At 62.7% G+C, this 24,449-nt stretch carries 22 protein-coding genes and 2 pseudogenes; 6 read left to right on the forward strand and 18 right to left on the reverse strand.

Features of this window, described 5'->3' with window-relative positions; genetic code table 11:
- Positions 1-224 precede the first annotated feature (224 nt).
- From BMI87_RS07680 to BMI87_RS07740, 12 genes and pseudogenes are all read right to left on the reverse strand, one after another.
- Positions 225-485, reverse strand: a pseudogene (locus BMI87_RS07680) (transposase); the annotation flags it as partial.
- 63 nt (positions 486-548) lie between these two features.
- Positions 549-1,428: pseudogene (locus tag BMI87_RS22025) on the reverse strand (transposase); the annotation flags it as partial.
- 41 nt (positions 1,429-1,469) lie between these two features.
- On the reverse strand, positions 1,470-1,832 hold the full coding sequence (locus BMI87_RS07695; protein ID WP_078520606.1) for a hypothetical protein: 363 nt from the start codon (positions 1,830-1,832) through the stop codon (positions 1,470-1,472).
- A complete protein-coding gene (locus BMI87_RS07700) occupies positions 1,832-2,218 on the reverse strand; it encodes a response regulator (RefSeq protein WP_078520607.1) in 387 nt (128 codons plus the stop codon). The genes BMI87_RS07695 and BMI87_RS07700 overlap by 1 nt, the downstream gene beginning before the upstream one ends.
- 24 nt (positions 2,219-2,242) lie before the next feature.
- Complete coding sequence (locus BMI87_RS07705; protein WP_078520608.1) at positions 2,243-3,082, reverse strand: protein-glutamate O-methyltransferase CheR; 840 nt, start codon at positions 3,080-3,082, stop codon at positions 2,243-2,245.
- The gene (locus BMI87_RS07710; RefSeq protein ID WP_078520609.1) at positions 3,079-3,549 is read right to left on the reverse strand and encodes a chemotaxis protein CheW; all 471 of its coding nucleotides are present in this window, start codon (positions 3,547-3,549) and stop codon (positions 3,079-3,081) included. Before BMI87_RS07710 ends, BMI87_RS07705 begins: the two co-directional genes overlap by 4 nt.
- Before the next feature lie 3 nt (positions 3,550-3,552).
- On the reverse strand, positions 3,553-5,790 hold the full coding sequence (locus tag BMI87_RS07715) for a chemotaxis protein CheA (RefSeq protein WP_078520610.1): 2,238 nt from the start codon (positions 5,788-5,790) through the stop codon (positions 3,553-3,555).
- Positions 5,791-5,800: 10 nt separating this feature from the next.
- Positions 5,801-6,166 (reverse strand): response regulator, encoded by a 366-nt coding sequence (locus tag BMI87_RS07720; RefSeq protein WP_078520611.1) that lies wholly within the window; start codon positions 6,164-6,166, stop codon positions 5,801-5,803.
- Positions 6,157-6,447, reverse strand: a complete 291-nt coding sequence (locus tag BMI87_RS07725; RefSeq protein ID WP_078520612.1) for an STAS domain-containing protein — start codon at positions 6,445-6,447, stop codon at positions 6,157-6,159. Before BMI87_RS07725 ends, BMI87_RS07720 begins: the two co-directional genes overlap by 10 nt.
- Before the next feature lie 113 nt (positions 6,448-6,560).
- A complete protein-coding gene (locus tag BMI87_RS07730; protein ID WP_078520613.1) occupies positions 6,561-7,517 on the reverse strand; it encodes an ROK family protein in 957 nt (318 codons plus the stop codon).
- Positions 7,514-8,842, reverse strand: a complete 1,329-nt coding sequence (locus tag BMI87_RS07735) for a GH1 family beta-glucosidase (RefSeq protein WP_078521026.1) — start codon at positions 8,840-8,842, stop codon at positions 7,514-7,516. Before BMI87_RS07735 ends, BMI87_RS07730 begins: the two co-directional genes overlap by 4 nt.
- Positions 8,843-8,888: 46 nt before the next feature.
- On the reverse strand, positions 8,889-9,920 hold the full coding sequence (locus BMI87_RS07740) for a LacI family DNA-binding transcriptional regulator (RefSeq protein ID WP_078520614.1): 1,032 nt from the start codon (positions 9,918-9,920) through the stop codon (positions 8,889-8,891).
- Between the two features lie 256 nt (positions 9,921-10,176).
- Here BMI87_RS07740 and BMI87_RS07745 point away from each other — a divergent pair, with 256 nt between their 5' ends.
- The 6 genes from BMI87_RS07745 to BMI87_RS07770 all read left to right on the forward strand — a co-directional run bounded on the left by BMI87_RS07745 (position 10,177) and on the right by BMI87_RS07770 (position 18,113).
- Positions 10,177-11,541, forward strand: coding sequence for an ABC transporter substrate-binding protein (locus tag BMI87_RS07745; RefSeq protein ID WP_078520615.1), 1,365 nt, complete (start codon positions 10,177-10,179; stop codon positions 11,539-11,541).
- 73 nt (positions 11,542-11,614) lie between these two features.
- Complete coding sequence (locus BMI87_RS07750; RefSeq protein ID WP_078520616.1) at positions 11,615-12,592, forward strand: carbohydrate ABC transporter permease; 978 nt, start codon at positions 11,615-11,617, stop codon at positions 12,590-12,592.
- Positions 12,592-13,749: a carbohydrate ABC transporter permease gene (locus BMI87_RS07755; protein WP_078520617.1), complete on the forward strand. Its 1,158-nt coding sequence runs from the start codon at positions 12,592-12,594 to the stop codon at positions 13,747-13,749. The genes BMI87_RS07750 and BMI87_RS07755 overlap by 1 nt, the downstream gene beginning before the upstream one ends.
- On the forward strand, positions 13,749-15,389 hold the full coding sequence (locus BMI87_RS07760; protein ID WP_078520618.1) for an alpha-glucosidase: 1,641 nt from the start codon (positions 13,749-13,751) through the stop codon (positions 15,387-15,389). The genes BMI87_RS07755 and BMI87_RS07760 overlap by 1 nt, the downstream gene beginning before the upstream one ends.
- A gap of 10 nt (positions 15,390-15,399) precedes the next feature.
- Positions 15,400-16,485 (forward strand): ABC transporter ATP-binding protein, encoded by a 1,086-nt coding sequence (locus BMI87_RS07765; protein ID WP_078520619.1) that lies wholly within the window; start codon positions 15,400-15,402, stop codon positions 16,483-16,485.
- Between the two features lie 71 nt (positions 16,486-16,556).
- Positions 16,557-18,113 carry a trimethylamine methyltransferase family protein gene (locus BMI87_RS07770; protein WP_078520620.1) on the forward strand — a complete coding sequence of 519 codons (1,557 nt, stop codon included), beginning with the start codon at positions 16,557-16,559 and terminating at the stop codon, positions 18,111-18,113.
- Between the two features lie 4 nt (positions 18,114-18,117).
- Here the strand turns inward: BMI87_RS07770 and BMI87_RS07775 are convergent, their stop codons facing one another.
- From BMI87_RS07775 to BMI87_RS07800, 6 genes are all read right to left on the reverse strand, one after another.
- The gene (locus tag BMI87_RS07775) at positions 18,118-18,393 is read right to left on the reverse strand and encodes a putative quinol monooxygenase (protein WP_078520621.1); all 276 of its coding nucleotides are present in this window, start codon (positions 18,391-18,393) and stop codon (positions 18,118-18,120) included.
- A 52-nt stretch (positions 18,394-18,445) separates the two neighbouring features.
- Entirely contained in the window at positions 18,446-20,008 is a 1,563-nt protein-coding gene (guaA, locus tag BMI87_RS07780) for a glutamine-hydrolyzing GMP synthase (RefSeq protein WP_078520622.1), read from the reverse strand.
- A gap of 215 nt (positions 20,009-20,223) precedes the next feature.
- Positions 20,224-21,546 carry an HlyC/CorC family transporter gene (locus BMI87_RS07785; RefSeq protein WP_078520623.1) on the reverse strand — a complete coding sequence of 441 codons (1,323 nt, stop codon included), beginning with the start codon at positions 21,544-21,546 and terminating at the stop codon, positions 20,224-20,226.
- 33 nt (positions 21,547-21,579) lie between these two features.
- A complete protein-coding gene (locus tag BMI87_RS07790; protein WP_078520624.1) occupies positions 21,580-22,557 on the reverse strand; it encodes a site-specific tyrosine recombinase XerD in 978 nt (325 codons plus the stop codon).
- Positions 22,554-24,158: a hypothetical protein gene (locus tag BMI87_RS07795; RefSeq protein WP_078520625.1), complete on the reverse strand. Its 1,605-nt coding sequence runs from the start codon at positions 24,156-24,158 to the stop codon at positions 22,554-22,556. The genes BMI87_RS07790 and BMI87_RS07795 overlap by 4 nt, the downstream gene beginning before the upstream one ends.
- Positions 24,148-24,357, reverse strand: a complete 210-nt coding sequence (locus BMI87_RS07800; RefSeq protein ID WP_078520626.1) for a hypothetical protein — start codon at positions 24,355-24,357, stop codon at positions 24,148-24,150. Before BMI87_RS07800 ends, BMI87_RS07795 begins: the two co-directional genes overlap by 11 nt.
- Positions 24,358-24,449 lie beyond the last annotated feature (92 nt).

Consider the following 24,449-nt stretch of genomic DNA (forward strand, 5'->3'; position numbering starts at 1 on the left):
GAACGCACCGGCCGATGAAGATCACGTTCAAAACACTTGCGCCCGCGGGGCCGTCTATACATGAAACTCTCCACGAAGCCGTGTCTCGCATCGGCTTGCTCGGCGCGATGTAGTGCCATTCGATCCGGTGCTCGGCACACCACCGCAGGATGGCGTTGGAGGTCAGTTCCGTGCCCCTCGCCATTGTCCTCGGACCAATGGCATGACATGGCTTATCGTCACCACTTTTTTGAAACCAGTTCCTTCTTCGCCGCCAAGTCCAGCATCTGCTCGGCCAGCAGCTTCTTCAGTTTGGCGTTCTCGTCTTCGAGCGTCTTCAGCCGCTTTGCCTCCGGCACCGTCATGCCGCCGAACTTCACCTTCCAGTTATAGAAGCTCCCTTCCGACACGCCGTGCTTGCGGCACAGGTCCGCGCACTTCACGCCTGCCTCGTGTTCGGCCAGGATGCCGATGATCTGCTCGTCCGTGAATCTCATTCGCTTCATTGTCCATCCTCAAGTTGGGTCGGTCTCCAATCGATGGTGGAGGAAAAATCCCGTGGCTGGTCACAAAACCTTTGCGCGGGGTTTCCTCCGGCATGGCGCCATGAATAGCGCTTGCAGGACAACGTCTGTCGTCTGGCGGCTCTGCATTACCCAGCCGACGACACGACGCGAGATAGATGAGGATGAGAAAACGATCCGGGGGATCGTTTTCCTGACGACCATCAATGACCACGGCGAGATAGGCGAAACCTTCCTGTTTGCGGATAGGAAATCTCGGTCACCCAGGCCTTATCCGGTGTCGCCACGCTGAACTGTCGGTCTAGAGTGTTGTCGATCTGCGCCTTTATGCCCGCCAGCCTGGCCAAAAGGGCGACCCGGTTCAGGCAGATGCTTTCGCTCTGCTCCAGAAGGTCGTCATGTAGCTTGCGGTGACCACAGACTTTGCCGTTTTCCACCCACGCCTCCTTCAGCAGCGCAATCTGCCGCTCGTCTTCTCGAGCTCGCTTGCTCAGTGGGGCCTTCAGCCACGCGTAGAAGCCACTCGGCTGGATACGTAAGCAACGCCACATCGCCCGAATAGAGAACTGCCCGCGATGCTCGGCCACGAACGCGTATCTCACGTGGCATCCCTGGCGAAATAGGCGCTCGCCATTGTCCTCGGACCAATGGCGGACAATGGCTCGCACTTTTTTTTAATGTCCCGCTCCTCCGTCACTCTCAGGAGGTCACGCTTGAGCCGACGGATCTCGGCATCCTTCTCCGCGTCGCCAGTCGAGGCTTTCGAGAACATCTTCTTTCAGAAGTAGAGGGAGTATTGGCTCACGCCCAAGCGCTCGGCTACCTCCCTGAACGGGTAACTCCTCTCCGAGAGCTGCGCGACGGCATCTCGCTTGAAATCGTCGCTGAACGTGGGTCGCTGCTCATCATGGCCTCCTTGCTTCAAAATTAGCAAAGAAGGCGTCGACGATACACGGGGCTATTCAATCAAAGCCAACTGACGTCACCTTCTGAGGCGCGCGTTTCAATTTCCGTGAAGTGCTGCGGATCGAGTGCATCAGCGAGATCTTGAAGTCGAAGCGAGGCGAAAATTGGGTCCGCATCACAGGCTAAGTCGGGTGAAATCTGTTCAGCTAGTGTGCTGACGAACACCCCGAGATCTTCGAGCGATTGGCTGATGCGATCAATGCTCTGTAACTCGCGAATGATCTGCGGAGCAAGGCTGCTGTCGATCCCGCTCGCCGAAAGGGCACGCTGGAGTGAAATCGACATGCGAGCGAGCGCTTCCAGTTCACGCCCGACGCGCGCAGTTAGATCAGCAAGCGGAACTCGGCGTGCCTGCTGTTGCATTACAAACGTCCTACAACTGCTTCAATACACGCTTTTAGTTCGGGCGGAGTGAACGGTTTCTTGATGAAGTTATTCATCCCGAACCGTCGACCCGTATCGATGACTTCAGGATCGGCCCGCCCGGTGATCAGGATGAAGCCTAACCCCTTTGTGCGAGCATCCTTTCGCATCGCCTGAAGGAATTGCAGTCCGTCCATTCCCGGCATGTTATAGTCAGAAATCACAAGATGGACAGGCTTGGCTTCGAGGATCTGGAGCGCGCTTTTGCCGTCGGTTGCGTATCCGACCTGCCGGATTCCCATCGCGTCAAGCGCCTGCATGATGAGCCCGCGGCTTGTCGACATGTCATCGACCACGAGGATGCGTAATTGGTCTCGTAATGCCATAAAATGCGATCCTGTCCAGTTAGGTTAAGTCAGTTTATAAGAGGTGACACCAGCTGTTCTGAGTTTAGACTGATCGCCATCTGTCACCCTTTCCGAATGGCCAACAAACAAGTATCCGCCTGGCGCTAGCTGTTCCTCAAACCGTTTCCAAAGACTGACTTGTGCCTCGGGCGCGAAATAGATGACGACGTTGCGGCAGAAGATCACGTCAAATTTTCCGCGCATTGGCCAAGGATCGTGAAGATTGAGTTCGCGAAACTTCACGATATCGCGGAGCTCTGAGATGATCTGAAAGTCTTCACCCTCCGGTCGGAAATATTTCTTTCGCAAAGTCTCGGGCACAGCTGCAACTGCGGTCGCGGGATAGAAACCCTTCGACCCTGCTGCGATCATAAGAGGGTCGATGTCGGTTGCGAGTATCCGAAGGTCTAGCTTCGCAAAATCAGGCGCGCATTCGGCAATCGTCATGGCTATCGAATAGGCTTCTTGTCCGTTCGACGATCCCGCAGACCAGAGCCGAACGCGACCACCATTCCTTGCAGTTTCCAAGAGGGTGGGAAGAACGATACGGCGCAAAGATTCGAAATGATGGTTCTCGCGGAAGAAATGGGTCACGTTTGTGGTGAGTGCGGACACCATTTGTCGACGCTCTTCGCGACCAGATTCGGAGGTCACGAGAGCGATATAGTCTTTGTATTGCGCGAGCCCCAAGGTCCGAAGTCTCTTTGCAAGACGGCTTTGCACCATCGAAGATTTTCCGGGCGCAAGCACAATGCCCGTCGTCTCGTGCAGGAGCTGAGCGATAGCTCTGAATTCGGACTCGGTCGGTGCGACCTGCCCCAATGTGGACAGGGGCACGTTCATGCAGCTTCGATCGCCTCTTGTGGCAACACGGACGTGAGATCGAGAATCCTGATCATCCGGCCTTCTACGATAGTGAGCGCCGAGATGTATCGTTGCGAAATGTCGGCATTAAGGTCGGGCGGAGATTGCATTTCAGAGCGGGGCAGGGCGAGTATGTCCGAGACCGCATCGACGAGAAGCCCTGCGGTTTGGCTGCCGACCTGGACGACAATGATCACGTTGCGTGCGTCACCGGCGACCGGTTCCATACCGAGCCGGATGGAAAGGTCGACGACAGGTAGAACGGTACCTCGCAAGTTGATCACGCCGCGTACAAATGCGGGGGCGTGCGGGAGCGGCGTCGCCCGGGTCCAACCTCGAATTTCGCGCACGGACATGATGTCGACGCTGTATTCTTCATCGCCGAGTCGGAAAGAGAGAAGCTCAACCTCTGCGGCTTCGGTTTTCGGCATGGTGTCTTCGGTCATGGCTTATCCTGCGAGTGAGAGATCAATGGCGCGGGTGTTGCCCGATGCGGATTGGACGAGATCAGCGGGGTCGAGAATGAGCGCGATTTGACCGTCGCCAAGAATCGTGGCGGCAGCGACGCCCGGGATGTGACCGTAGGACTGCTGCAGACCCTTGATGACGACCTGGCGCTGCTCGAGAATTGAATCGACGACGAGGGCGGAACGGGCGCCATCTTCCTGAGCGGTGAGCAGAACGACGTCGCCGCTATACGAGCGCTTAGGTGCGCGATATCCGAGTTCGGCACCGAGATCGAAAAGAGGCACGAAGGCGCCCCGCAGATGGATGACGTTGGTCGACGGGCCGAGCGCGCGGATATCTTCGCTTGTGAGCGTCGCAGTCTCAAGGATCGAGGAGAGCGGGACCACGAGGGTTTCGCCCGCGACATTGACGACCATGCCGTCGAGCACGGCTAGGGTCAGTGGCAGGGAGATCGAGAAGCAGCTGCCTTTACCAGGTTCAGAGGTGATTGAAATTCGACCGCCGAGGGACTGGATCGAGCTTTTCACAACATCCATGCCGACGCCGCGGCCAGAGAGCGCGGAAACCTGGTCCGCAGTGGAGAAACCGGGCAGGAAGAGAAGGTTGTCGATTTCGCTATCGGAAAGCTGAGCATCCGGGGTGACAAGCCCCTTTTCGATGGCTTTTTCGAAGACCTTCTTGCGGTCGATGCCACCACCGTCATCACTAACTTCGATCACGACGCGGCCGGAGCGGTGTTGAGCGGAGAGGGTGACGACTCCTTCGCGCGCTTTGCCAGCGGCTTCGCGTCTGTCGGGGGATTCGAGGCCGTGATCGACGGCGTTTCGGATCATATGGGTGAGCGGATCGGCGAGGCGCTCGATGACAGTCTTGTCGACCTCGGTTGTTTCACCTTCGGTTTTGAGACGGACATCCTTGCCGATCGCTGAAGAGGCTTCGCGCACGATCCGGGCCATCCGCTGGAACAGCGGCTTGACCGGCTGAGCGCGGATCATCATCACGCTGTCCTGAATGTCACGGGTCAGCATCATGAAGGCTTCGAGCCCGGTATTCACGGCGGAATTGGGCGGCAGACCGGATTCGGCGACGGATTGAGCAAGCATGGCTTGGTTGATCACCAATTCGCCGACGAGGTTCACCAACCGGTCGATGCGCTCGATATCGACGCGCACGGTGGCGCCGGGCTCTGCCGCGGGAGCGGTGTTGGCTGCCGTAGGCTGAGCGGCGGAGGGCTTCGCGGCCTCCGCTTGTTGCTCTGTCGGGGCCGGATCATGCGTGCGCGCGGGAGCTTCGGTTGCGATCTCCGCTGTCTCATTGGTTGGGGGCGGCGCGGGATCGACGGGACCGGATGTATCCCTCTCCGCCTCGGATTCCAGATTCTCATCTTCCTCAGTGACGCCTGACGGTTCGCCATCTATTTCGGGGAGATCCGGGAGGGGCGTCTCCCGTTTATCGAGGATCGGCGAAATATCGATCTGGCAGACGTCTTCGACAAATTCGAACACTTCCCGGATTTCGTCTTCCGTTACATCCCCAGTGATCTGGACGGTCCAGCTGAGATGGTTCTCCTCAGGGTCGAGCGCATCAAGTGGCGGAACCACCGATGCGTTGGTCGTGGTCGAGACCTCCGCGATCTCGGCGAGGGCGCGGAGGAGCTGCAGCGGCTCGTTACCTGAGGCATAGAGCGCGCCGTCGGGGCGGAACTGCAGGGTGAAGCCGGTCGGGGACGCGTCCTCGGGCGTAAAATCGAAGTCGAGGTCGAACGCGAGGCCCATCGGCTGGAAGTCCGCCGCCTCCACCTCGTCTTCCGCATCAGCCGTATGTGAAGGTCCGCGATCCCCCAAAAGCGCCTCAAGCGCCTGAAGGCACTCCTCGGCGGCCTCGGGTTCGGGAGACGCGTCGCGCGCGGCGTGGATTTCGTCTGCAAGTAGATCGGCCGCCTGAAAAAAGAGTTTCACCGCCTCAGGCGTCAGGTCGAGCCTCCCGGCGCGTAGCTCGTCCAGAACGGTTTCGAACCGATGCGCAAAAGCGACCAGCGCATCGAGACCGAACGCGCCTGCGCCGCCCTTGATCGAATGGACTGCCCGGAAGACGACATTGATCGTTTCGCCATCGTCAGCGCCCTCGTCGAGGTCGGAGAGCGCGTCTTGCAGGCTTTCGAGCAGCTCTTCACATTCGATGAAGAAGGACGCCTTGATTTCTGCCATCGGGTCGGACATGTCGCACTCCTTATCCGGCAACCATGTTGAGCGCCTTGACCAGTTTGGTCGGGTCGAAGGGCTTCACGATCCAGCCGGTTGCCCCGGCGGCGCGGGCGCGGGCTTTCAGCTCGGCCGCGGATTCGGTGGTGAGGACGAGGATCGGGGTCGCGCGGTGGCGGTCCTGCCCGCGCACGGCCTCGATGAAGCCGAATCCGTCGAGGCGCGGCATGTTGATGTCGGAGATGATCGCGTCAGGCTCCAGCCCGTCGAGCACCTCCAGCCCGTGCACGCCGTCTTCGGCGAGGTAAAGCTCCATCCCGGCATGTTCGAGGGTGAGCTTGAGCATGTCGCGAATGGTGCGACTGTCATCGACCGCGAGAACTTTCAGTGACATGGGGCCTCCGCATCCGGGAGGTGCTGAAGATCCTCACGCGAGAGTCCGAACCGGGTCAGGGCGCTGTCGAACGCCTCCGAACTGTCGGCGATCTCGAGGCGGTGACCTGCGATGCGGGCAGTCTTCGCCGCAGAAAGCAGCAGTTGCAGCCCCAGCGCGCCGAAATGGGTCACGCTGGAGGCATCGAGGGCGACATCTTCCGTCGCCACGCATTGCAGCGACGCTTGCAAGGGGCGCACGGTCGCAAGGTCGATCCGGTCGGGCAGGGCAAACGCGGTCATGGCGCCACCACAAAGTCACGAAGGCAGAGCGTACGCATCGGCAACCTCTTTCAAACACATCCGTGAAAGAGGTCTACGCCCAAGCCGTTAAAATAGCCTTGACGGAAACGCGCCTATCGCACCATGCGCGAAGAAAGATAGGAGGCGCAGCCCTGAAGCGCTGCGTAGTCGTCTTCGACCACGCTGACCGGGAAGGCGCGCAGGAATTCCGAGAAGCGCCCCTTGGCCTGCATCGCCTCGGCGAAACCGAACTCGTCGAGCCACGGGACGACGCCGCGTGCCGCCCCACCGATCAGGTAGATGCCGCCGAAGGGCAGGTGGGTCAGCGCCAGATCGCCCACGACCCGGCCCAGCATCTGTACGAAAAGCTGCCCGGCCGCGACGGCCGTCTCTTCGCCGCGGGTGATCGCTTCGAGGATCTCTTGGCCCGAGGTGGTCGCGTCGTCCTCGCCTCTGAGATAGGCGTAAAGCCGTTCCAGACCGCGTCCCGACACGACGTGCTCGACACTGGCGAAATCGTGCTTCGCATCGAGATAGGTCTTGAGCGCGAAATCCTCCTCGGTCTCGATCGGCAAGGTGGTGTGCCCTGCCTCGGAGGGCGGCACGACGCGCCCGCCGGGGCCCTCATGCACGGGGGCTGCGTTGAACCCGGTGCCGATGCCGACCACCAGTCGTGCAGAGCCTTCCTTCGCGGGCAGGCCGGGCAGAATCGAATGCACGGCATCGTCGGCGAGGCTTCCCAGCGCATGGCCCTGCGCCTGCAGATCGTTGAGCACGAAGACATGATCGGTCCCGGTCAGCCGCGCGATATTATCGGCGCGGATCACCCAGGCGAGATTGGTCATTTCGGCCACGTCGTCGCGCACCGGACCGGCGGCAGCCACGCAGGCGCCCGCGATCTCGCCGCAATCCTCGTCGCGGATATACTCCTCGAGGATGTCCTCCAGCGCCCCGCGCCCCTTGTTCGAGAAGCGGCGGATCGTGGCATGGATCAGCTTGCCGTCGCGGGCCATCGCCACGCGTGTATTGGTGCCGCCGATATCGGCCAGCAGGGTGATTTGATCGCTCATCCGCGGCTCCCCAATGCGTCTTTCCATGCCAGATAGGACGCTTTGGGGGTGCGCTGCAAGCTGTCGAAGTCCACATGGACGAGCCCGAAGCGCTTCTCGTATCCCAGGGCCCATTCGTAATTGTCCATCAGCGACCAGCCGATATAGCCCTTTACCGGCACGCCCTCGGCTATCGCACGCTGCACGGCGGCGAGGTGGTCTCGGTAATAGGCGATGCGATGCGGGTCCTCGACCTTGCCGTCTTCGACCACATCGGGCGCGGCCATGCCGTTTTCGGTCACGTAGAGCGGCAGATCGCCGGTGTCGTCGCGCGCGAGACGGGTCAGGAACTGATAGAGCCCCTCGGGATAAATCTCCCATCCCATAGCGGTCTTGGGCAGCGGGCCGTCGACCTCATGATGCGCAGGCCAAGGTCCCTCGGTAGGCGCGATGCGCTTGCAGGTGTAGTAATTGAGGCCGAGCCAGTCGAGCTTCTCGCCGATCAGAGCGAAATCGTCTTCCCAGTTATGCGGCATATGCGGGGCGAAGGCCTCCATCACCTCATCCGGATAGCGGCCCTTGAAGATGCCCTCCACGAAGAAGCGGTTGTAATAGGCGTCATAGAGATTGGCGGCCGCCGCGGCCTCGGGCGTCTCGTCGGCGGGGATCGGGTATTCGAGATTGCACACCGCGCCGAGGTTCTTCATCCCATGTGAGCGCATCACCCGGATCGATTTGCCATGGGCGAGCAGCACGTGATGCATCGCATGGGCCGTGGCGCGGATGTCGCGCAGGCCCGGTGCGTGATGGCCGAGGAAATGGCTGAGCCAACCGACGCACCAGGGCTCGTTGATCGGGGCGGCGGACCAGATGCGGTCGCCGAGGCGATCCGCGATCACCTGCGTGAAATCGGCGAACCACGAGGCGATGTCGCGATTGCGCCAGCCGCCCTTGTCGGCGAGCGCGGCGGGCAATTCCCAGTGATAGAGGGTAAGCGCCGGTTTGAGGCCACGCTCCAACATTCCGTCGACCAGCCGGTCGTAGAAATCCAGCCCCTCGCGGTTCACCGGGCCTCGGCCTTCCGGCATGACCCGCGCCCACGACGTCGAGAAGCGGTAGATGTCGAACCCTGCATTGGCGATCAGGTCGAGGTCTTCCTCCCAGCGGTGATAGTGGTCGCAGGCGACCGCACCGTTCTCGGCGCGCACGACATTGCCCGGCGTGGCGGCGAAAGTGTCCCAATGGGTGGGGCCCGCACCGCCGAAGGAATGACCCTCGATCTGATAGGAGGAGGTGGCGACGCCGAATTGGAAATCGGCAGGAAAATCAGCGCGTTTCGGGAGCATCTTCATCCTGTATATAAAATTGGTTTCAACTCGGGCGCAGCGCGCCTCATTGCGTGGGGACCGGACCTGTGGACTGGCCGACGACCAGAACCGCCTCCATCAATTCATGGCGCGGGCTGCGGTCGCCGCTCTCGATCTGTTCGATCAGAAGCGCCGCGCAGCGCCGTCCCGCCTCGCGCACCGAGGAGCGCGTCGCGGTAAAGATCGGCTCTTCCGCCGTGCCGTTTTTCAGGTAACCCAGCTCGTCGTCATGGGTCACGATCGAGACATCGCGCCCCATCACCAACCCGGCCTCTTCGATCCCGCGCCGCGCGCCCATCGCGGAGAGTAGCGAGGCGGTCAGGAAGGCCGTCGGCGGGTCGGGCCATTGCAGCATCTCGCGCGCCGCATCATGGCCCTGCGCTTCGGTCATCTCGCCCTCGACGATCAGAGCCGGGTCGATTGCCATGTCGCGCGCTTTGAGCGCCGCCTCATAGCCGCGCCGGCGCCTGCGGGCGAAATCCATCTCACCGATACCGTTGATCAGCGCGATCCGGCGATGCCCCAGGTCGAGCAGGAAATTCGTCGCCCGTTCGAAAGCGCGCTTGTTGTTCACATCGACCCAGCTGAAGGCGGAATCCGATCCGCTGACCCGCCCGTGCAGAACGTAGGGCATCCCAAGCGTGTCGAGCATGGCGATCCGGTGATCCTCGACCTTGGGCGCGTGAATCAGCACGCCGTCCACATTCCCTTTCGAGCGCAGCTCGGCATAGGCGCGGGCCTCGGAATCGTCGGGCACGATGGTCATGACCATATCGTAACCCGCACGCGCATAGACTTCACCGGCACCCGCGATGAAATCCGCGAAAACCGGATTCACGATCTCGTGGCGGTCCGAGATCGGAATGATGTGGCCGATGGCCATCGCACGGCCCGTCGCGAGGCGCTTGGCCTGCGTGTTGGGATGATAATTGGCGGCCTCTGCCGCTTCGCGCACCCGACGCCGCGTGGCCTCGGACACTTCCGGGTAGCCGTTGAGCGCGCGACTCACAGTGGTGGGCGACAGCCCCAATTCGAGTGCCAATGTCTTGAGATTCATGAGCCAAACCGCTTTGGATTATCGAGAGGGTAGGGTGCGCATCTAACGGCGTCAATGATGCGCGTGCGGCGCGGCATATGCTGCGATGCGGCATAAACTTCTGGGTAAGTCATGAGGATATAAAGCGGAATTGATTTTAGCGTGAGCAGGCACAATTGACTTCTTCGCGAGGCTCTGAAACGGTCGGAGCTGTCCAAAGCGCTTTGGGCGGGCGAGTCGCCTTGGGCCAAAAAGCGCGACACACCGGGAGGATTTCATGACCAAACATCTGATGCTTGGGATCGCGGCGCTCGCGCTGTCGGCGGGGCTCGCTCACGCGCAGGATCTCAAATTCGCGCCGGGCAGCGATGCCGACAAGTTTGACTGGGCGAGCTACGATCAATTCAAGAACGACACCGATCTGAGCGGCGAGACGCTCACGATCACCGGCCCGTGGACGGGCAACGACAAGGCGCTTTTCGAGAGCGTTCTGGCCTATTTCTCGGCCGCGACCGGCGCCAAGGTGAACTACTCCGGTTCGGAAAGCTTCGAGCAGGACATTGTGATCGCCGCGAAGGCTGGCACGCCGCCGAACATCGCGGTCTTCCCGCAGCCGGGCCTCGCCTCCGACATGGCCAAGCAGGGCTACCTGACGGCGATGCCCGATGGCACGGGTGACTGGATCAAGAACAATTACGCCGCCGGGAAGTCCTGGGAGGATCTGTCGACCTACAAGGGCAAGGATGGCGAGAACCACACCTTTACTTTCCCGTTCAAGGCGGACCTGAAATCGCTCGTCTGGTACGTGCCGGAGAACTTCAAGGAAGCGGGCTACAAGGTTCCCGAGACGATGGAGGACCTCAAGGCGCTGACCGAGCAGATCAAGGCCGATGGCGGCACCCCGTGGTGCATCGGTCTGGGCTCCGGGGCTGCGACCGGCTGGCCCGCGACCGACTGGGTCGAGGATTTCATGCTGCGCACGCAGTCGCCCGAGACCTATGACGACTGGGTCACCAACAAGCTGAAGTTCAACGATCCCAAGGTCGTCGAGGCGATCAAGGATTACGGCTGGTTCGCCAAGACCCCCGGCTTCGCCGAAGGCGGCGAGCAGGCGGTGGCCACCACCGACTTCCGCGACAGCCCGAAAGGTCTCTTCGACTTCCCGCCGAAATGCTACATGCACAAGCAGGCGAGCTTCATCCCGACCTTCTTCCCCGATGGGACCAAGGTGGGTCAGGACGTGAACTTTTTCTACTTCCCGTCCTATGCCAGCAAGGATCTGGGCAAGCCGGTCCTCGGTGCGGGCACGATGTTCGGCATCACCAAGGATTCCAAGGCGGCCGAAGCCTTCGTGAAGTTCCTCGAGACGCCGATCGCCTCGGAAATCTGGATGGCGCAATCGGGCTTCCTGACGCCGAACAAGAACGTCAATCCGGCGGCCTTCGCCAATGACGTGCAGCGTCACATGAACTCGATCCTGCTGGACGCGACGACCTTTCGCTTCGACGGGTCGGACCAGATGCCGGGCGAGATCGGCACCGACGCGTTCTGGAAGGCGATGGTCGCCTACACCACCGGTGACGAGACCGCGCAAGAGGCCGCAGACGCGGTTCAGAAGCGCTGGGACAGCATCCAGAAGTAAGTAACGCCTGCGCCCCCGGAGCCGTTCTCCGGGGGCGTTCGCATCTTTTCACGCCGGTTCGGGGAGGGGCCAGATGTCACCGATCTTGCAGGGTCTGATTACGATCGCGCTTGGGGTGGGCGGCTGCGTCGCCTATTTCTACGCCGCGAATATCGTCCTCGACAAAGTCATCTTCCCGCCGAGCGGCAAAGACCCGGGGCGCAATATCAACCGCGCGAACATGGTCCGCCCCTGGCTGTTCCTGTTCCCGGCGATCTTCGCGCTCGGTTTGTATCTCGCCTATCCGGTGGTGGGCTCGTTCTGGCGCTCGCTGTTCAACCGGGACGGCGGCACTTTCGTCGGCCTTGGCAATTACGAACGGCTCGCGATGGATCCGAGCTTCCGTCAGGCCGTGTTCAACAACTTCCTCTGGGTGCTGGTGGTGCCCGCGCTCGCGACCTTCCTCGGTCTGCTGGCAGCGCAGCTTACCGACCGCATCAAATGGGGTAACATCGCGAAATCGCTGATCTTCATGCCGATGGCGATCTCCTTCGTGGGCGCCTCGCTGATCTGGAAATTCGTCTATGCGGTGAACCCCGATATCGGGATGATCAACGCGATCCGCGTGGCCTTCCACATGCAGCCGCTCGATCCTTTGCAGGTGCCGTTCTGGAACAACTTCTTCCTGATGGTGATCCTGATCTGGATCCAGACCGGCTTCGCGATGGTGATCCTCTCGGCCGCGCTGCGCGGCATCCCCGAGGAGACGATCGAGGCCGCGGTGCTGGATGGCGCGAACCCGTTCCAGCTGTTCTTCAAGATCAAGGTGCCGCAGATCATGCCGACGATCGTTGTGGTCTGGACCACGATCACGATCCTCGTGCTGAAGGTCTTCGACATCGTCTACGCCACGACCGGCGGGAATTTCGGCACGCAGATCCTGCCCAGCTACATGATGCAATACATGTTCCGCGATGACGGGCGCGCGACGGCTGTGGCCTTCGTCATCATGATCATCGTGCTGCCGGTGATGATCTGGAACATCATTCAAGCCCGTAGGGAGACGCGCTGATGGCCGCTATCGCAGGACAGAAATCGCGCCTGACTTGGGCGGTGCAACTCTCGGTCGTCTTCATGGTGGTGCTCTGGCTGGTGCCGACGGTGGGGCTGCTGGTCAGCTCCTTCCGCACGACCGACCAGATCAGCCAGTCGGGTTGGTGGGACGCGGCGTTCTCGGTGGAGAAAGCCTTCCGCGACCGCATCCCGGCCGACGGTGAGAAACAGGTCGACGGGCTCTACGTGCTCGAGGGCGATCTGCTCAATAACGGGCAGAACGCGAACGACCTGAAAGCGGGCACGACGATCACCGCCTTCGGCACCTCGGGCATCAAGCCGGGCGCCTACAAGGCGGGCGAGACGGTCGATACCGGCGATGGCGGCACGCTGAGCGTCGCCAAGGACGGCACCTACAAGGCGACGTCGAAGACGAGCTTCGAGGGCTCGGGCCCGCGGGTCTATTTCGTGGCCGAGATGCCGCCCGCATTCACCCTGGCCAATTACCGCAACGTGCTGTTCTCCGACGGCATGGGGCAGGCCTTCATGAACACGCTGACGGTGACGATCCCGGCGACGATCATCCCGATCCTCGTCGCGGCCTTCGCGGCCTATGCGCTGGCCTGGATGGAGTTTCCGGGCCGAGGCCTGTTGATCGCAGCGGTTGTGGGCCTTCTGGTCGTGCCGCTGCAGCTCGCGCTGGTGCCGCTTTTGCGGCTCCATCAGGAGATCGGCATCGGGCAAAGCTTCCTCGGGATATGGCTGGCCCATACCGGGTTCGGCTTGCCGCTCGCGATCTACCTGTTGCGCAACTACATGGTCGGTCTTCCGCGCGACATCATCGAGAGCGCGAAGGTCGACGGGGCGACCGATTTCCAGATCTTCATGAAAATCGTGCTGCCTTTGTCATTCCCGGCGCTTGCTTCTTTTGCAATCTTCCAATTCCTCTGGGTCTGGAATGACCTACTTGTCGCGAAGGTCTTCCTTCCGGCGAACGACGCCTCGAAGGTGATGACTGTGAAGATCGCCGACGACCTTCTGGGGTCACGCGGCGGCGACTGGGGCATTCTGGCGTCCGCCGCCTTCATCTCCATCGCCGTGCCGCTTCTGGTGTTCTTCGCTATGCAGAAATATCTCGTCCGCGGTCTGCTGGCGGGTTCGGTTAAAGGTGGTTGATGAAAACCCTTACAAAGAAAGAAGACTGGTGGCGCGGGGCCGTGATCTACCAGATCTATCCGCGCAGCTTTCAGGACAGCAATGGCGATGGCATCGGCGACCTTCTGGGGATCGTGAGGCGCCTGCCGCATGTCGCGAGCCTCGGGGCGGATGCGGTCTGGATTTCGCCCTTCTTCACGTCGCCGATGAAGGATTTCGGCTATGACGTCAGCGATTACACCGATGTCGATCCGATGTTCGGTAGCCTCGCCGATTTCGATCAGGTGATCGCGACCGCCCATGCGCTGGGTCTGAAGGTGATGATCGATCTGGTGCTGAGCCACACGTCCGATCAGCACCCCTGGTTCCAGGAAAGCCGGTCGAGCCGGGACAACCCGAAGGCCGACTGGTATGTCTGGGCCGATCCCAAGCCCGACGGCACGCCGCCCAATAACTGGCTGTCGATCTTCGGCGGTCCGGGCTGGCATTGGGACAGCCGGCGCGAGCAGTATTACATGCACAACTTCCTCGTGGAGCAGCCCGATCTGAACTTCCACAACCCGGAAGTGACGCAGGAATTGCTCAACGTCGCGCAGTTCTGGCTGGAGCGCGGCGTCGACGGCTTCCGCCTCGATACGATCAACTTCTACATGCATGACGACGAGCTGCGCGATAACCCGCCGCTGCCGCCGGAAGAGCGTAACGACCAGACCGCGCCCAAGGTGAACCCCTACAATCACCAGCGCCACATCTACGACAAGAACAACCCCGAGAACCTGCGCTTCCTGCGCAAGCTCCGGACGCTGATGAACAATTACAACGCCGCGGCCGTGGGCGAGGTGGGCGACAGCCAGCGCGGGCTTGAGATCCTGGGCGAATACACCTCCGGCGCGGACAAGATGCAGATGTCCTACGCGTTCGAGCTGCTCTCCGGGCATGAACCGCTCAAGGCGAGCTACTTCAAATCCGTCTTCGACAAGGTCGATGCGGTTGCGAAGGACGGCTGGGTTTGCTGGGCCTATTCGAACCACGACGTGGAGCGCCATATCTCGCGCTGGCAGCTGACGCCGGCCTCGGCGCGCCTCTATACGTCGCTGATGATGTGCCTGCGCGGGTCGCTCTGTCTCTATCAGGGCGAGGAACTCGGTCTGCCGGAGGCGGAACTTTCCTACGAAGACCTGCAAGACCCTTACGGCAAGGAGTTCTGGCCGGAGTTCAAGGGCCGCGATGGCTGCCGTACGCCGATGGTCTGGGAACGCGACGCCGCCTATGCGGGTTTCTCGCGGGCGCGCCCGTGGCTGCCGGTGCCCACCACGCACCAGAACATCGCGACCGATGTGGCCGAGCACGATCCGGCGTCGCTGCTGCACCATTACCGCCGCGCGATCGGCTTCCGTCGCAATCACGACGTGCTTCGGACCGGCGCGATGGAGGACATGTACTGTTCCGGCGATCTGCTGGTCTTCACGCGCAGGAACGAGGAGGAGACGATCCTGTGCTATTTCAACCTGTCCGATCATCCGGTGAACGCCACCGTTCCGCCGGGCAACTGGGTGACGGTCGGGGGCGAGCTGGGCTCGATCCGACCGATGCCTGATCACACTTTGCATCTCGGCCCATGGCAGCCGAGCATTCTGCGCCTCGACGAACACGAGGCCTGAGGGGGAGACTATGGCCGAACTCAAACTGGAAAACGTCGCGAAAAGCTATGGCGAGGTGTCGGTTCTCGAGAACATCAACCTCGACATCAAAGCGGGCGAGCTGATCGTCTTCGTGGGCCCCTCGGGCTGCGGGAAATCGACGCTTTTGCGGATGATCGCGGGGCTCGAGAAAATCACGGGCGGCACGCTCGAGATCGACGGGGTGCGGATGAATGACGTGCCGCCCTCGAACCGCGGCATCGCGATGGTCTTCCAGTCCTACGCGCTCTATCCGCACATGACGGTGCGCGACAACATGGCCTTCGCCCTGAAGATCGCGAAGATGAGCAAGGACGAGATCGATGCCGCCGTCAATAAGGCGGCCGATATGCTGCAACTGACCGACTATCTCGACCGTCTGCCGAAGGCGCTCTCGGGCGGTCAGCGGCAGCGGGTCGCCATCGGGCGCGCCATCGTGCGCGACCCGAAGGTCTATCTCTTCGACGAACCGCTCTCGAACCTCGATGCGGCGCTGCGCGTCGCCACCCGGATCGAGATCGCACAACTGAAAGAGGCGATGCCCGATCGCACGATGATCTACGTCACCCACGATCAGGTCGAGGCGATGACGCTCGCGACCCGGATCGTCGTGCTGGCGAATAAGGGGATCGCGCAGGTCGGCACGCCGCTGGAGCTTTATGAACAGCCGCGCAACGAGTTCGTCGCGCAGTTCATCGGGTCTCCCGCGATGAACCTGCTGTCGGGCGAGATCACCGAGACGGGCGAGATGACCACGGTGAAACTCGATGGCGGCGGCATCGCACGCTCCACCATTCCGACGCGTCCCGAGGACCTGTCGCGGCGCGTGAAAATCGGGGTGCGCCCCGAGGATTTCGTGCCCACCGAGGACGCGGCGATCTACACCGGTCGCGTCGATATTGTCGAAGCTCTGGGCGAGGTGACGCTTCTCTATTTCGAGGCCGAAGGCGGTCACGACCCGATCATCGCCAAACTGCCCGGCATCCATCACGACCGCCGCTATACCGAGATTTCTCTCGGCGCCGACCCGTCCAAAGTGCATCTCTTCGCGGACGGTCAGTCGCTTCTCTACCGCTGACGGACGCAAACAGGCCATCGCGCATCCCTCTGCCCGTTAGTTTGAGGCGAGATAAACGGGCGGAGGCAATCATGGCCGATTCGGAACTGGGTGAACGTGTGGGGCGTCGCGCGCGCGGTGGTGGCGGGGCAGCCCGTCGTGCCGAACGCACGGCCGTGAAGGTGGAGTTCTCGCGCTTCATCACGCGCAACATCCCCGACATGGAAATCCTGAACGAGGAAGCCCTCGAGATCATCGAGCATAACGCGGAAACCGTGCTCGAAGAGATTGGCGTCAATTTCGTCGAGAACCCCGAAGCGCTGGAACGCTGGCGCGAGGCCGGGGCCTCGATCGAAGGCGAGCGCGTGCGGATCCCGCGCGGCCTTGCCCGCAAGCTCTGCGCGACCGCGCCGTCGCAATTCACCCAGCACGCCCGCAACCCCGAGCGCAATGTCGAGATCGGCGGGCGCAACCTCGTCATCGCCCCGGTTTACGGCCCTCCCTTCGTGCGCGACAGCCAGGGTGGCCGCCGCTACGCGACGATCGAGGATTTCCGGAACTTCGTGAAACTCGGCTACATGTCGAAATGGGTCCACCATTCCGGCGGCACCGTCTGCGAGCCGACCGATGTGGCGGTGAACAAGCGTCATTTCGACATGCTCCACGCGCATATGACGCTTAGCGACAAGCCCTATATGGGCTCGGTCACCGAGCCCTCGCGTGCCGCCGACAGCGTCGAGATGTCGAAGATCCTCTTCGGTGACGAGTTCGTCGACCAGAACACCGTGATGACCTCGCTCATCAACATCAACTCGCCGCTGACCTTCGACTCCACGATGATGGGGGCGCTCGAGGTCTATGCGAAGGCCAACCAGGCCTGCATCATCTCGCCCTTCATCGTCGGTGGTGCCATGGCGCCGGTCTCGGTCGCGGGCACGCTGACGCAGGTGCTGGCCGAAGTGCTGGCAGGCGTGGCTTATTCCCAGCTGATCCGTCCCGGTGCGCCGGTGATCTTCGGGGCCTTCGTGACTTCGATCGACATGAACTCGGGCGCGCCCACCTTCGGCACGCCGGAAGCCTCGCTGATCACGCTGGGCGCGGGGCAGCTCGCGCGGCGTCTGAACCTGCCGTATCGCTCGGCGGGCGGTTTCACCGGGTCCAAGCTGCCCGATGCGCAGGCCGCTTACGAGACCGCGAATACGCTCAATAACGGGCTCTATGCGGGTGTGAACTTCATGCTGCATGGCTGCGGCTGGCTGGAGGGCGGTCTGGTCTCGTCCTACGAGAAATTCGTGATGGATGCCGACCAGCTGGGCATCCTGCACAGCCTCGCAAAAGGCGTCGATATCTCGGAGAACGGTCAGGCGATGGATGCGATCCGCGAAGTGGGGCCAGGCGGTCACTATCTCGGCTGCGCCCATACGCAGGCGAACTTCAAGGATGCGTTCTGGCGCACGAAACTGCTCGATTACCGTCCCTTCGAGACCTGGGAAGAGCAGGGCGCGCCCGACACGATGGCGCTGGCGACGAAGCGGGTGGAGAAGATGCTCAGCGAGTATCAGCAGCCCGCCATGGATCCGAGCGTCGCCGAGGCGCTGGCGGCTTATGTCGCGCGCAAGAAGGCCGAAGTGCCCGACGCCTTCCTGTAACCGCTCAGTCTTCCTCGATCTGATAGTCCCGCGCGATCCCCTGGGTCGCGCGGCCCCATTCCGAGGCCTTCGTCCGCGCCTGATGCGCCTCGAACGCGGCCCGGTCGGTGAAGCGTTCCGTGACGGTGAAGACCAGCGGATCGGCTCCTTGCCTGACTTCGAACATCTCGCATCCCGGCTCGGCATGGGTCAGCGCGATATGCTCGGGCAGGTGAACGCGGACAATTCCCACCTCGGCGGCATCGGCGCAGATCAGGCGCCCGGTCAGTTTGACGGCCATCTTTGTCTCCCCAAAAGAAAAGGCCCGCGCCTTTCGGACGCGGGCCTGAAACTCACTCCCACTCGATCGTGCCGGGGGGCTTCGAGGTGATGTCGTAGGTCACCCGGTTGATGCCCTTCACCTCGTTGATGATCCGCGTCGCGGTCTCGCCGAGGAACTCGTGGCTGAACGGGTAGTAATCCGCGGTCATGCCGTCGACCGAGGTCACCGCGCGCAAGGCGCAGGCGTAATCATAGGTCCGCCCGTCGCCCATCACGCCAACTGTGCGCACCGGCAGGATCGCAACGAAAGCCTGCCAGATCTCGTCATAAAGCCCGTGCTTGCGGATCTGGTCGATATAGACCGCGTCGGCCTTGCGCAGGATCTCCAGCTTGTCGCGGGTGATCTCGCCAGGGCAGCGGATCGCAAGGCCGGGGCCGGGGAAGGGGTGACGGCCGATGAACGACGCCGGCAGACCCAGCTCGTGACCCAGCGCGCGGACCTCGTCCTTGAACAGCTCGCGCAGCGGCTCGACCAGCTTGAGGCCCATCTTCTCGGGGAGACCGCCCACATTGTGGTGCGACTTGATCGTGACCGAAGGGCCGCCCGAGAAGCTCACCGATTCAATGACATCGGGATAAAGCGTGCCCTGCGCGAGGAAGCTCGCATCCTCGATCTCGCCCGCATATTTCTGGAACACGTCGATGAAGAGGCGCCCGATCGTCTTGCGCTTGACCTCAGGGTCAGTGACGCCTTCCAGCTCGCCGAGGAACAGCTCGCTCTCGTCGGCATGGATCAGCTTGATGTTGTAATGGTCGCGGAACATCGTGACCACTTCTTCGGCCTCGTTCATCCGCAGCAAGCCATGATCCACGAAGACGCAGGTCAGCTGATCGCCGATCGCTTCGTGCAGCAGGATCGCGGTGACCGAGCTGTCGACGCCGCCCGACAGGCCGCAGATGACATGGCTGTCGCCCACCTGCTCGCGGATCTGGCGGATTGCCTCGTCACGATAGGCATCCATCGTCCAGTCGCCGGTGAAACCCGCGTCGCGCACGAAGTTCTCATAGAGCGTCTTGCCGTTGGGCGTGTGATGCACCTCCGGGTGGAACTGCACAGCGTAGAAGCGACGGCTCAGATCGGCGGTGATCGCGTAAGGCGCGCCCGGCGAGGTGCCATAGACCTCGAAGCCCGGCGCGATACGGCTGACATGGTCGCCATGGCTCATCCAGACCTGCTCGCGGCCCGCGCCATCCATGAACCAGCCGGTCAGCAAATCGATCCGCGTCTCGGTCGGCGTCACATAGGCGCGCCCGAATTCGGCGGAGCCGTGCTTGGCCTCCACCAGACCGCCCAGATCCTGCATCATCACCTGCTGGCCGTAGCAGATACCGAGGATCGGCACGCCCAGCTCATAGGCCGATTTCGGCGGCCGGGGAGAGCCCTCGCGCGTGACCGAATCCGGCCCGCCCGAGAAGATGATCGCTTTCGGGGCGAACTCTTTCAGGAAGGCGTCGGTGACGTTCTGATAGGGATGGATTTCGCAATAGACGTTAAGCTCGCGAAGCCGCCGCGCAATCAGCTGCGTGACTTGAGAGCCGAAGTCGATGATGAGGAGGCGCTGATGGTCTGTCATGCCGTTGGCATTAGGACGCGTTTTCGCGCTTGGCAAGAGGGCAGCTTGCGCGACGGTAATTTATCGCGCGGCGGCCCCCTTCCTCTTGGCAAAAATATCCCGGGGGGTGAGGCGGGACGCGCGGCCTTCCAGTGGAAGGACGCCCCGCCGAACGCCCGGAGCGCAAGCGAAGGGCCACGCAGCCGCGGGGGCAGCGCCCCCTCCGGGATCGCCGCTCAGCTCTCCGGATAGCCGCCCGGGATCAGCGGCCGGATCTTCAGCCGCGTGATCCGGTTGTCCTTGCGGCCGGCGACCTCGAAGCGGAAGCCGTGGAAGGAGAAGACCTGTCCCTCGGTCGGGATCGTCTGCGCCTCGTGGATCACCAGACCGGCGACGGTGTTGGCCTCTTCATCGGGCAGCGTCCAATCGGTCTCGCGGTTCAGGTCGCGGATCGTCATCGCGCCGTCGACGATGTAATCGCCGCTCTCGGTGGGTTTCAGACGCTTCTCGGCCTTGGGGTCGAACTCGTCGGTGATCTCGCCCACGATCTCTTCGAGGATGTCCTCGAGCGTCAGCAGACCGCGCAGATCGCCATATTCATCCACCACCAGCGCGAAATGGGTGCGACGTTTCAGGAACTCCTGCATCTGCTCGTCGAGCGGCGTCGTCTCGGGGACGAAATAGGGCTTCATCATCACCTTGGCGATGTCGAGATCGGCGACGCTTTCCAGCGTGCCGTCGCCGCCGCGGACGACCTTCTCCACCGCACGCAGCAGGTCTTTGGAATGGATCACGCCCACCACGTTCTCGCGCTCGCCGCGATAGAGCGGCAGCCGGGTATGGGGCGAGGAGAGCACCGCCGTCAGGATCGTGTCGGGGTCTTCCTCGATATCGATCATCTCGATCTGGCTCCGGTGGAGCATGATCTCTTCGACCGTGCGATTGCCCAGATCGAGCGCGCCCAGCAGCCGGTCACGGTCTTCCTTGTCGACCGTGCCCTCGGATTGACCCAGCGCCAGCGCGCCCGCGATCTCCTCGTGGATCGAGAACATATGGGTGTCCTTGTCGGTCCGCATCCCGAAGGCATAGAGAATGCCGCGCACGATCATCCGCACGATGGCGACGATCGGCGCGAGAATGAGCGTCACGACACGGATCGGCCCCGCAACCTTCGAGGCCACTTTCTCGGGCAGGGTGATCGCGTAGGTCTTGGGCAGCACCTCTGCGAAGATCAGAACCAGAAGCGTCATCACCAGCGTCGCCAGCGCCACGCCCGATTGCCCGAAGACCCGCGTCAGAAGCGCGGTCGCGAGCGAGGCCGAGAGGATGTTGACGACGTTATTGCCCAGAAGGATCGCGCCGATCAGGCGCTCGCTATCCTCGGTGACCTCCAGCGCGGTCTGTGCGCCGTTTTCGCCCTTGTCGGCCTGCGCGCGCAGCTTCGCGCGGCTGGCCGCCGTCAGCGCGGTTTCCGAGCCCGAGAAAAAGGCCGAGAGCGCCAGCAGCAGGATGATCGAACCGGCGGTGATCCAGAAGGCAAAATCGAGAGTGTTTTCCATGGTGTCAGGTTATGGGGCGCGGGCAGGGCGCATTCAAGCGGTGCCGTCACTTTTGCCGCGCGGTTTCGCCAGCGGGTGATGCGTCAGCACCAACTCCTTGAGCCGTTCGTCGAGGACATGGGTGTAGATTTCCGTGGTCGACAGGTCCGCGTGCCCCAGCAGCATCTGGATCGCACGCAGGTCCGCGCCACCTTGCAGAAGATGCGTGGCGAAGGCGTGGCGCAAGACGTGGGGCGTGACCTTGGCGGGGCTGACCCCAGCCTTTACCGCGATGTCTTTGAGCAGCTTGTGAAAGCCCTGACGGGTCAGGTGACCTTCCTTGCCGCCCGAGGGGAAGAGGAAGCGCGAGGGCGGCGCGCGATGCTCGATGCGGGCCTGTTCCTCGGCCGCGTCGCGCGCACTCAGCCAGTCGGCCAGCGCCTCGCGCGCCGGTGGCGAGAGCGGCACCATCCGCTCCTTGTCCCCTTTGCCGCGCACGAGCAGCATCCTCGGATCGCCGCGCGCAGATGAGACGGGCAGCGAGACCAGTTCGGAGACCCGCATCCCCGTCGCATAGAGCAGCTCCATCAGGCAGCGATTGCGGATCTGGTCTTTCTGCGAGCGGCCCTGATCGCGCGCGGCCTCCAGCAACGCCTCGACCTCTTCGAGGCTCAACGTTTTCGGCAGGCGTTGCGCGCGGCCGGGGCCTGAAATGCGGATCGCCGGATTGTCGGCGCGCCAGCCTTCCTCATAAGCGAAGCGGTAAAGCTGCCGGATCGCCGAGAGCCTGCGCGCGCGGGTTGATTTCGCCAGCCCCTCCGCCTCGCAGCGGATCAGATAGGTCTCGATATCGGCGCGGGTGAGCGTCGCATAGCTCAGGCCCTTCGCCTGAAGAAAGCCTGCGAAGTCATTGAGATCACGCCCGTAACTCAGGATCGTGTTGCGCGCGGCACCGGCTTCGGCGGATTGCGCATCCAGAAAACTCGGCAGCCATTGCGGATCGGGCGGCGCGTCTGAACCGGGTCCGGTCATCCGCGATCTCCCAGCACGATCAGCTCGATCGCGGCGCGCCGCGCGACGGTTTCCAGCCCGGCCAGTCGCAGCAGGCTCAGACCGTCCTGCAGCCGCGGATAATCGCCCTTCGCGCCGTCGCCCACATCCCCGATCGCCTCGATGAGAGCGAGGCCAAGCTGGTCGGGCAGTAATCCCTTGTAGCGGTCGGGCGCGGCACCCGGCGGCGCATCGAAGACCGTCTTCAGCGCCTGATCGCGCGCGCCGCTTGCGGGAGTTGCGCTGGTATCGCCAGCGGCCAGCCCCTTGAGCAGCGCGGCCTGCGCCGAACTCTGCGTGCCTTTGCGGGCGTTTTCTTCATAATTCGGGGTCAGCAGGCTCAGCTCGTACGCGAGGCGGCCCGCGCGGCCCGGCAGGTCCATCCCGGCGAGCTGGTCGCCGAACAGCGCGCCCAGAACCGGGGCGAGATCTTCCGAGGCCATTACGTCATAGGCGGCGGGCAGGGCGGTCGCGACCCTGTCGGTATCGCTCGCCTCAAGCGCCTGATCGAGCGCACTCACGGCTGACACGCGATCCCAGAGCGCCCCTGACGCCGCCGCTTTGCGCTCGGTATAGAGGCCTAGCAGCCGGTTCGGGTCGAGGACGCCCGCGCGGGCCAGACGCTCTGCGGCCTCCAATTGCGACTTCCAGCCGTTATTTTCGGTCAGATCGGCCTGCGCGAAGGCCAGAGGCAGCGTCGCCGTGGGTAGCGGCTGACCGATCGCCTCCATCATCTTGAACGCAAGCGGCGTGACGTGATCGGGCGGCGGCGCATCTCCGGCCTCCTCGGCCAGGGCCGGATCGAGGAATTGTTCCAGCAGAGAGCGATCCTCCTGCGGGATCTGCCCCAACGCGGCACCCGTGCCATAGATCAGCTCTGCGGTGTCCCACTGCCCGTTGCGCGCAAGACAGAACACCCGCGCGGCGTAGGAAGGCGCGATACCGGGCGTGCGCTCGATGATCTTGCAGGCGCGGTTCTCCTGACCAAGCAGCAGCGCCACGTCGAAGCTGCGGCGGAAAATCTCGGGGCTCGCCGTGCCAGCCTGTCCCAGAAGTGCATTGGCCTGTTCCAGCGCGCCCATGTCCAGAAGCCGGTCGATCCGGGCAAGGAACAGCTGGTTGCGCTGCGACGGCGTCTCGATCTGCGGCGGGTTCAGCTCGGCCAGCAGCAATGTCAGGCTCAGCTCCCGCAGCGCGGGCAACTGATCAAGCGGCATCGCCCGCAAGGCCTGCGCCAGTTCCGGTTCGGGCGTCTTGCCCCAGAGATCGCGCGGCAACCCGGTGCGATCCGGCGTCAGCAGCCCCAACGTATCGGCGGAGGGCGCGTCGAGCGAGAGCACCGCGATATCCTCAATCCCGCCAGCCCCGGTGACAGGCGCAGTCGAAGACGCCGACCCGTCGCGCGGCGAATTCGCCAGGGAATGCGACAGCCAGTCGATCGCCGACATCGGGCTGCCGGCCGCAGCGCTGGCGTCCACCGCGGCATTCGATTGCGCGGCGGCGGGACCCGCCACCAGACCGCCAAGCGCGAACCCGCTCAGCCAGATCAGGCCAAGGGTCGCCGCACGGCCATCAGTTGCCACTCGCAGCCTCGCTGTCAGTGCCTGTCGCAGTACCTGCATCGGAATTACTCGTGCCCGCCATGCCCGAGCCGTCGGGCAGGGTGACTTCGATCCGCTGTTCCTGACTGTCGGGGCTCATGTCGCCCAAGTAAGCAAAGCCGATCACGCCGATCGCGCCAAGCACCAGAAGGATGACGATAAGCTTGAAGATGCGCCCCATAATCTCTCTTTTCTGCCGTCTGTCGCGGCCCGTCCCATAACGTGTCTCTCGGCGGGCGGGCCGTTCTTGGTTGCGGTTTCGCGTTGATCATA

Source organism: Thioclava sp. F28-4, from assembly GCF_002020045.1.
Taxonomy (GTDB): domain Bacteria; phylum Pseudomonadota; class Alphaproteobacteria; order Rhodobacterales; family Rhodobacteraceae; genus Thioclava; species Thioclava sediminum.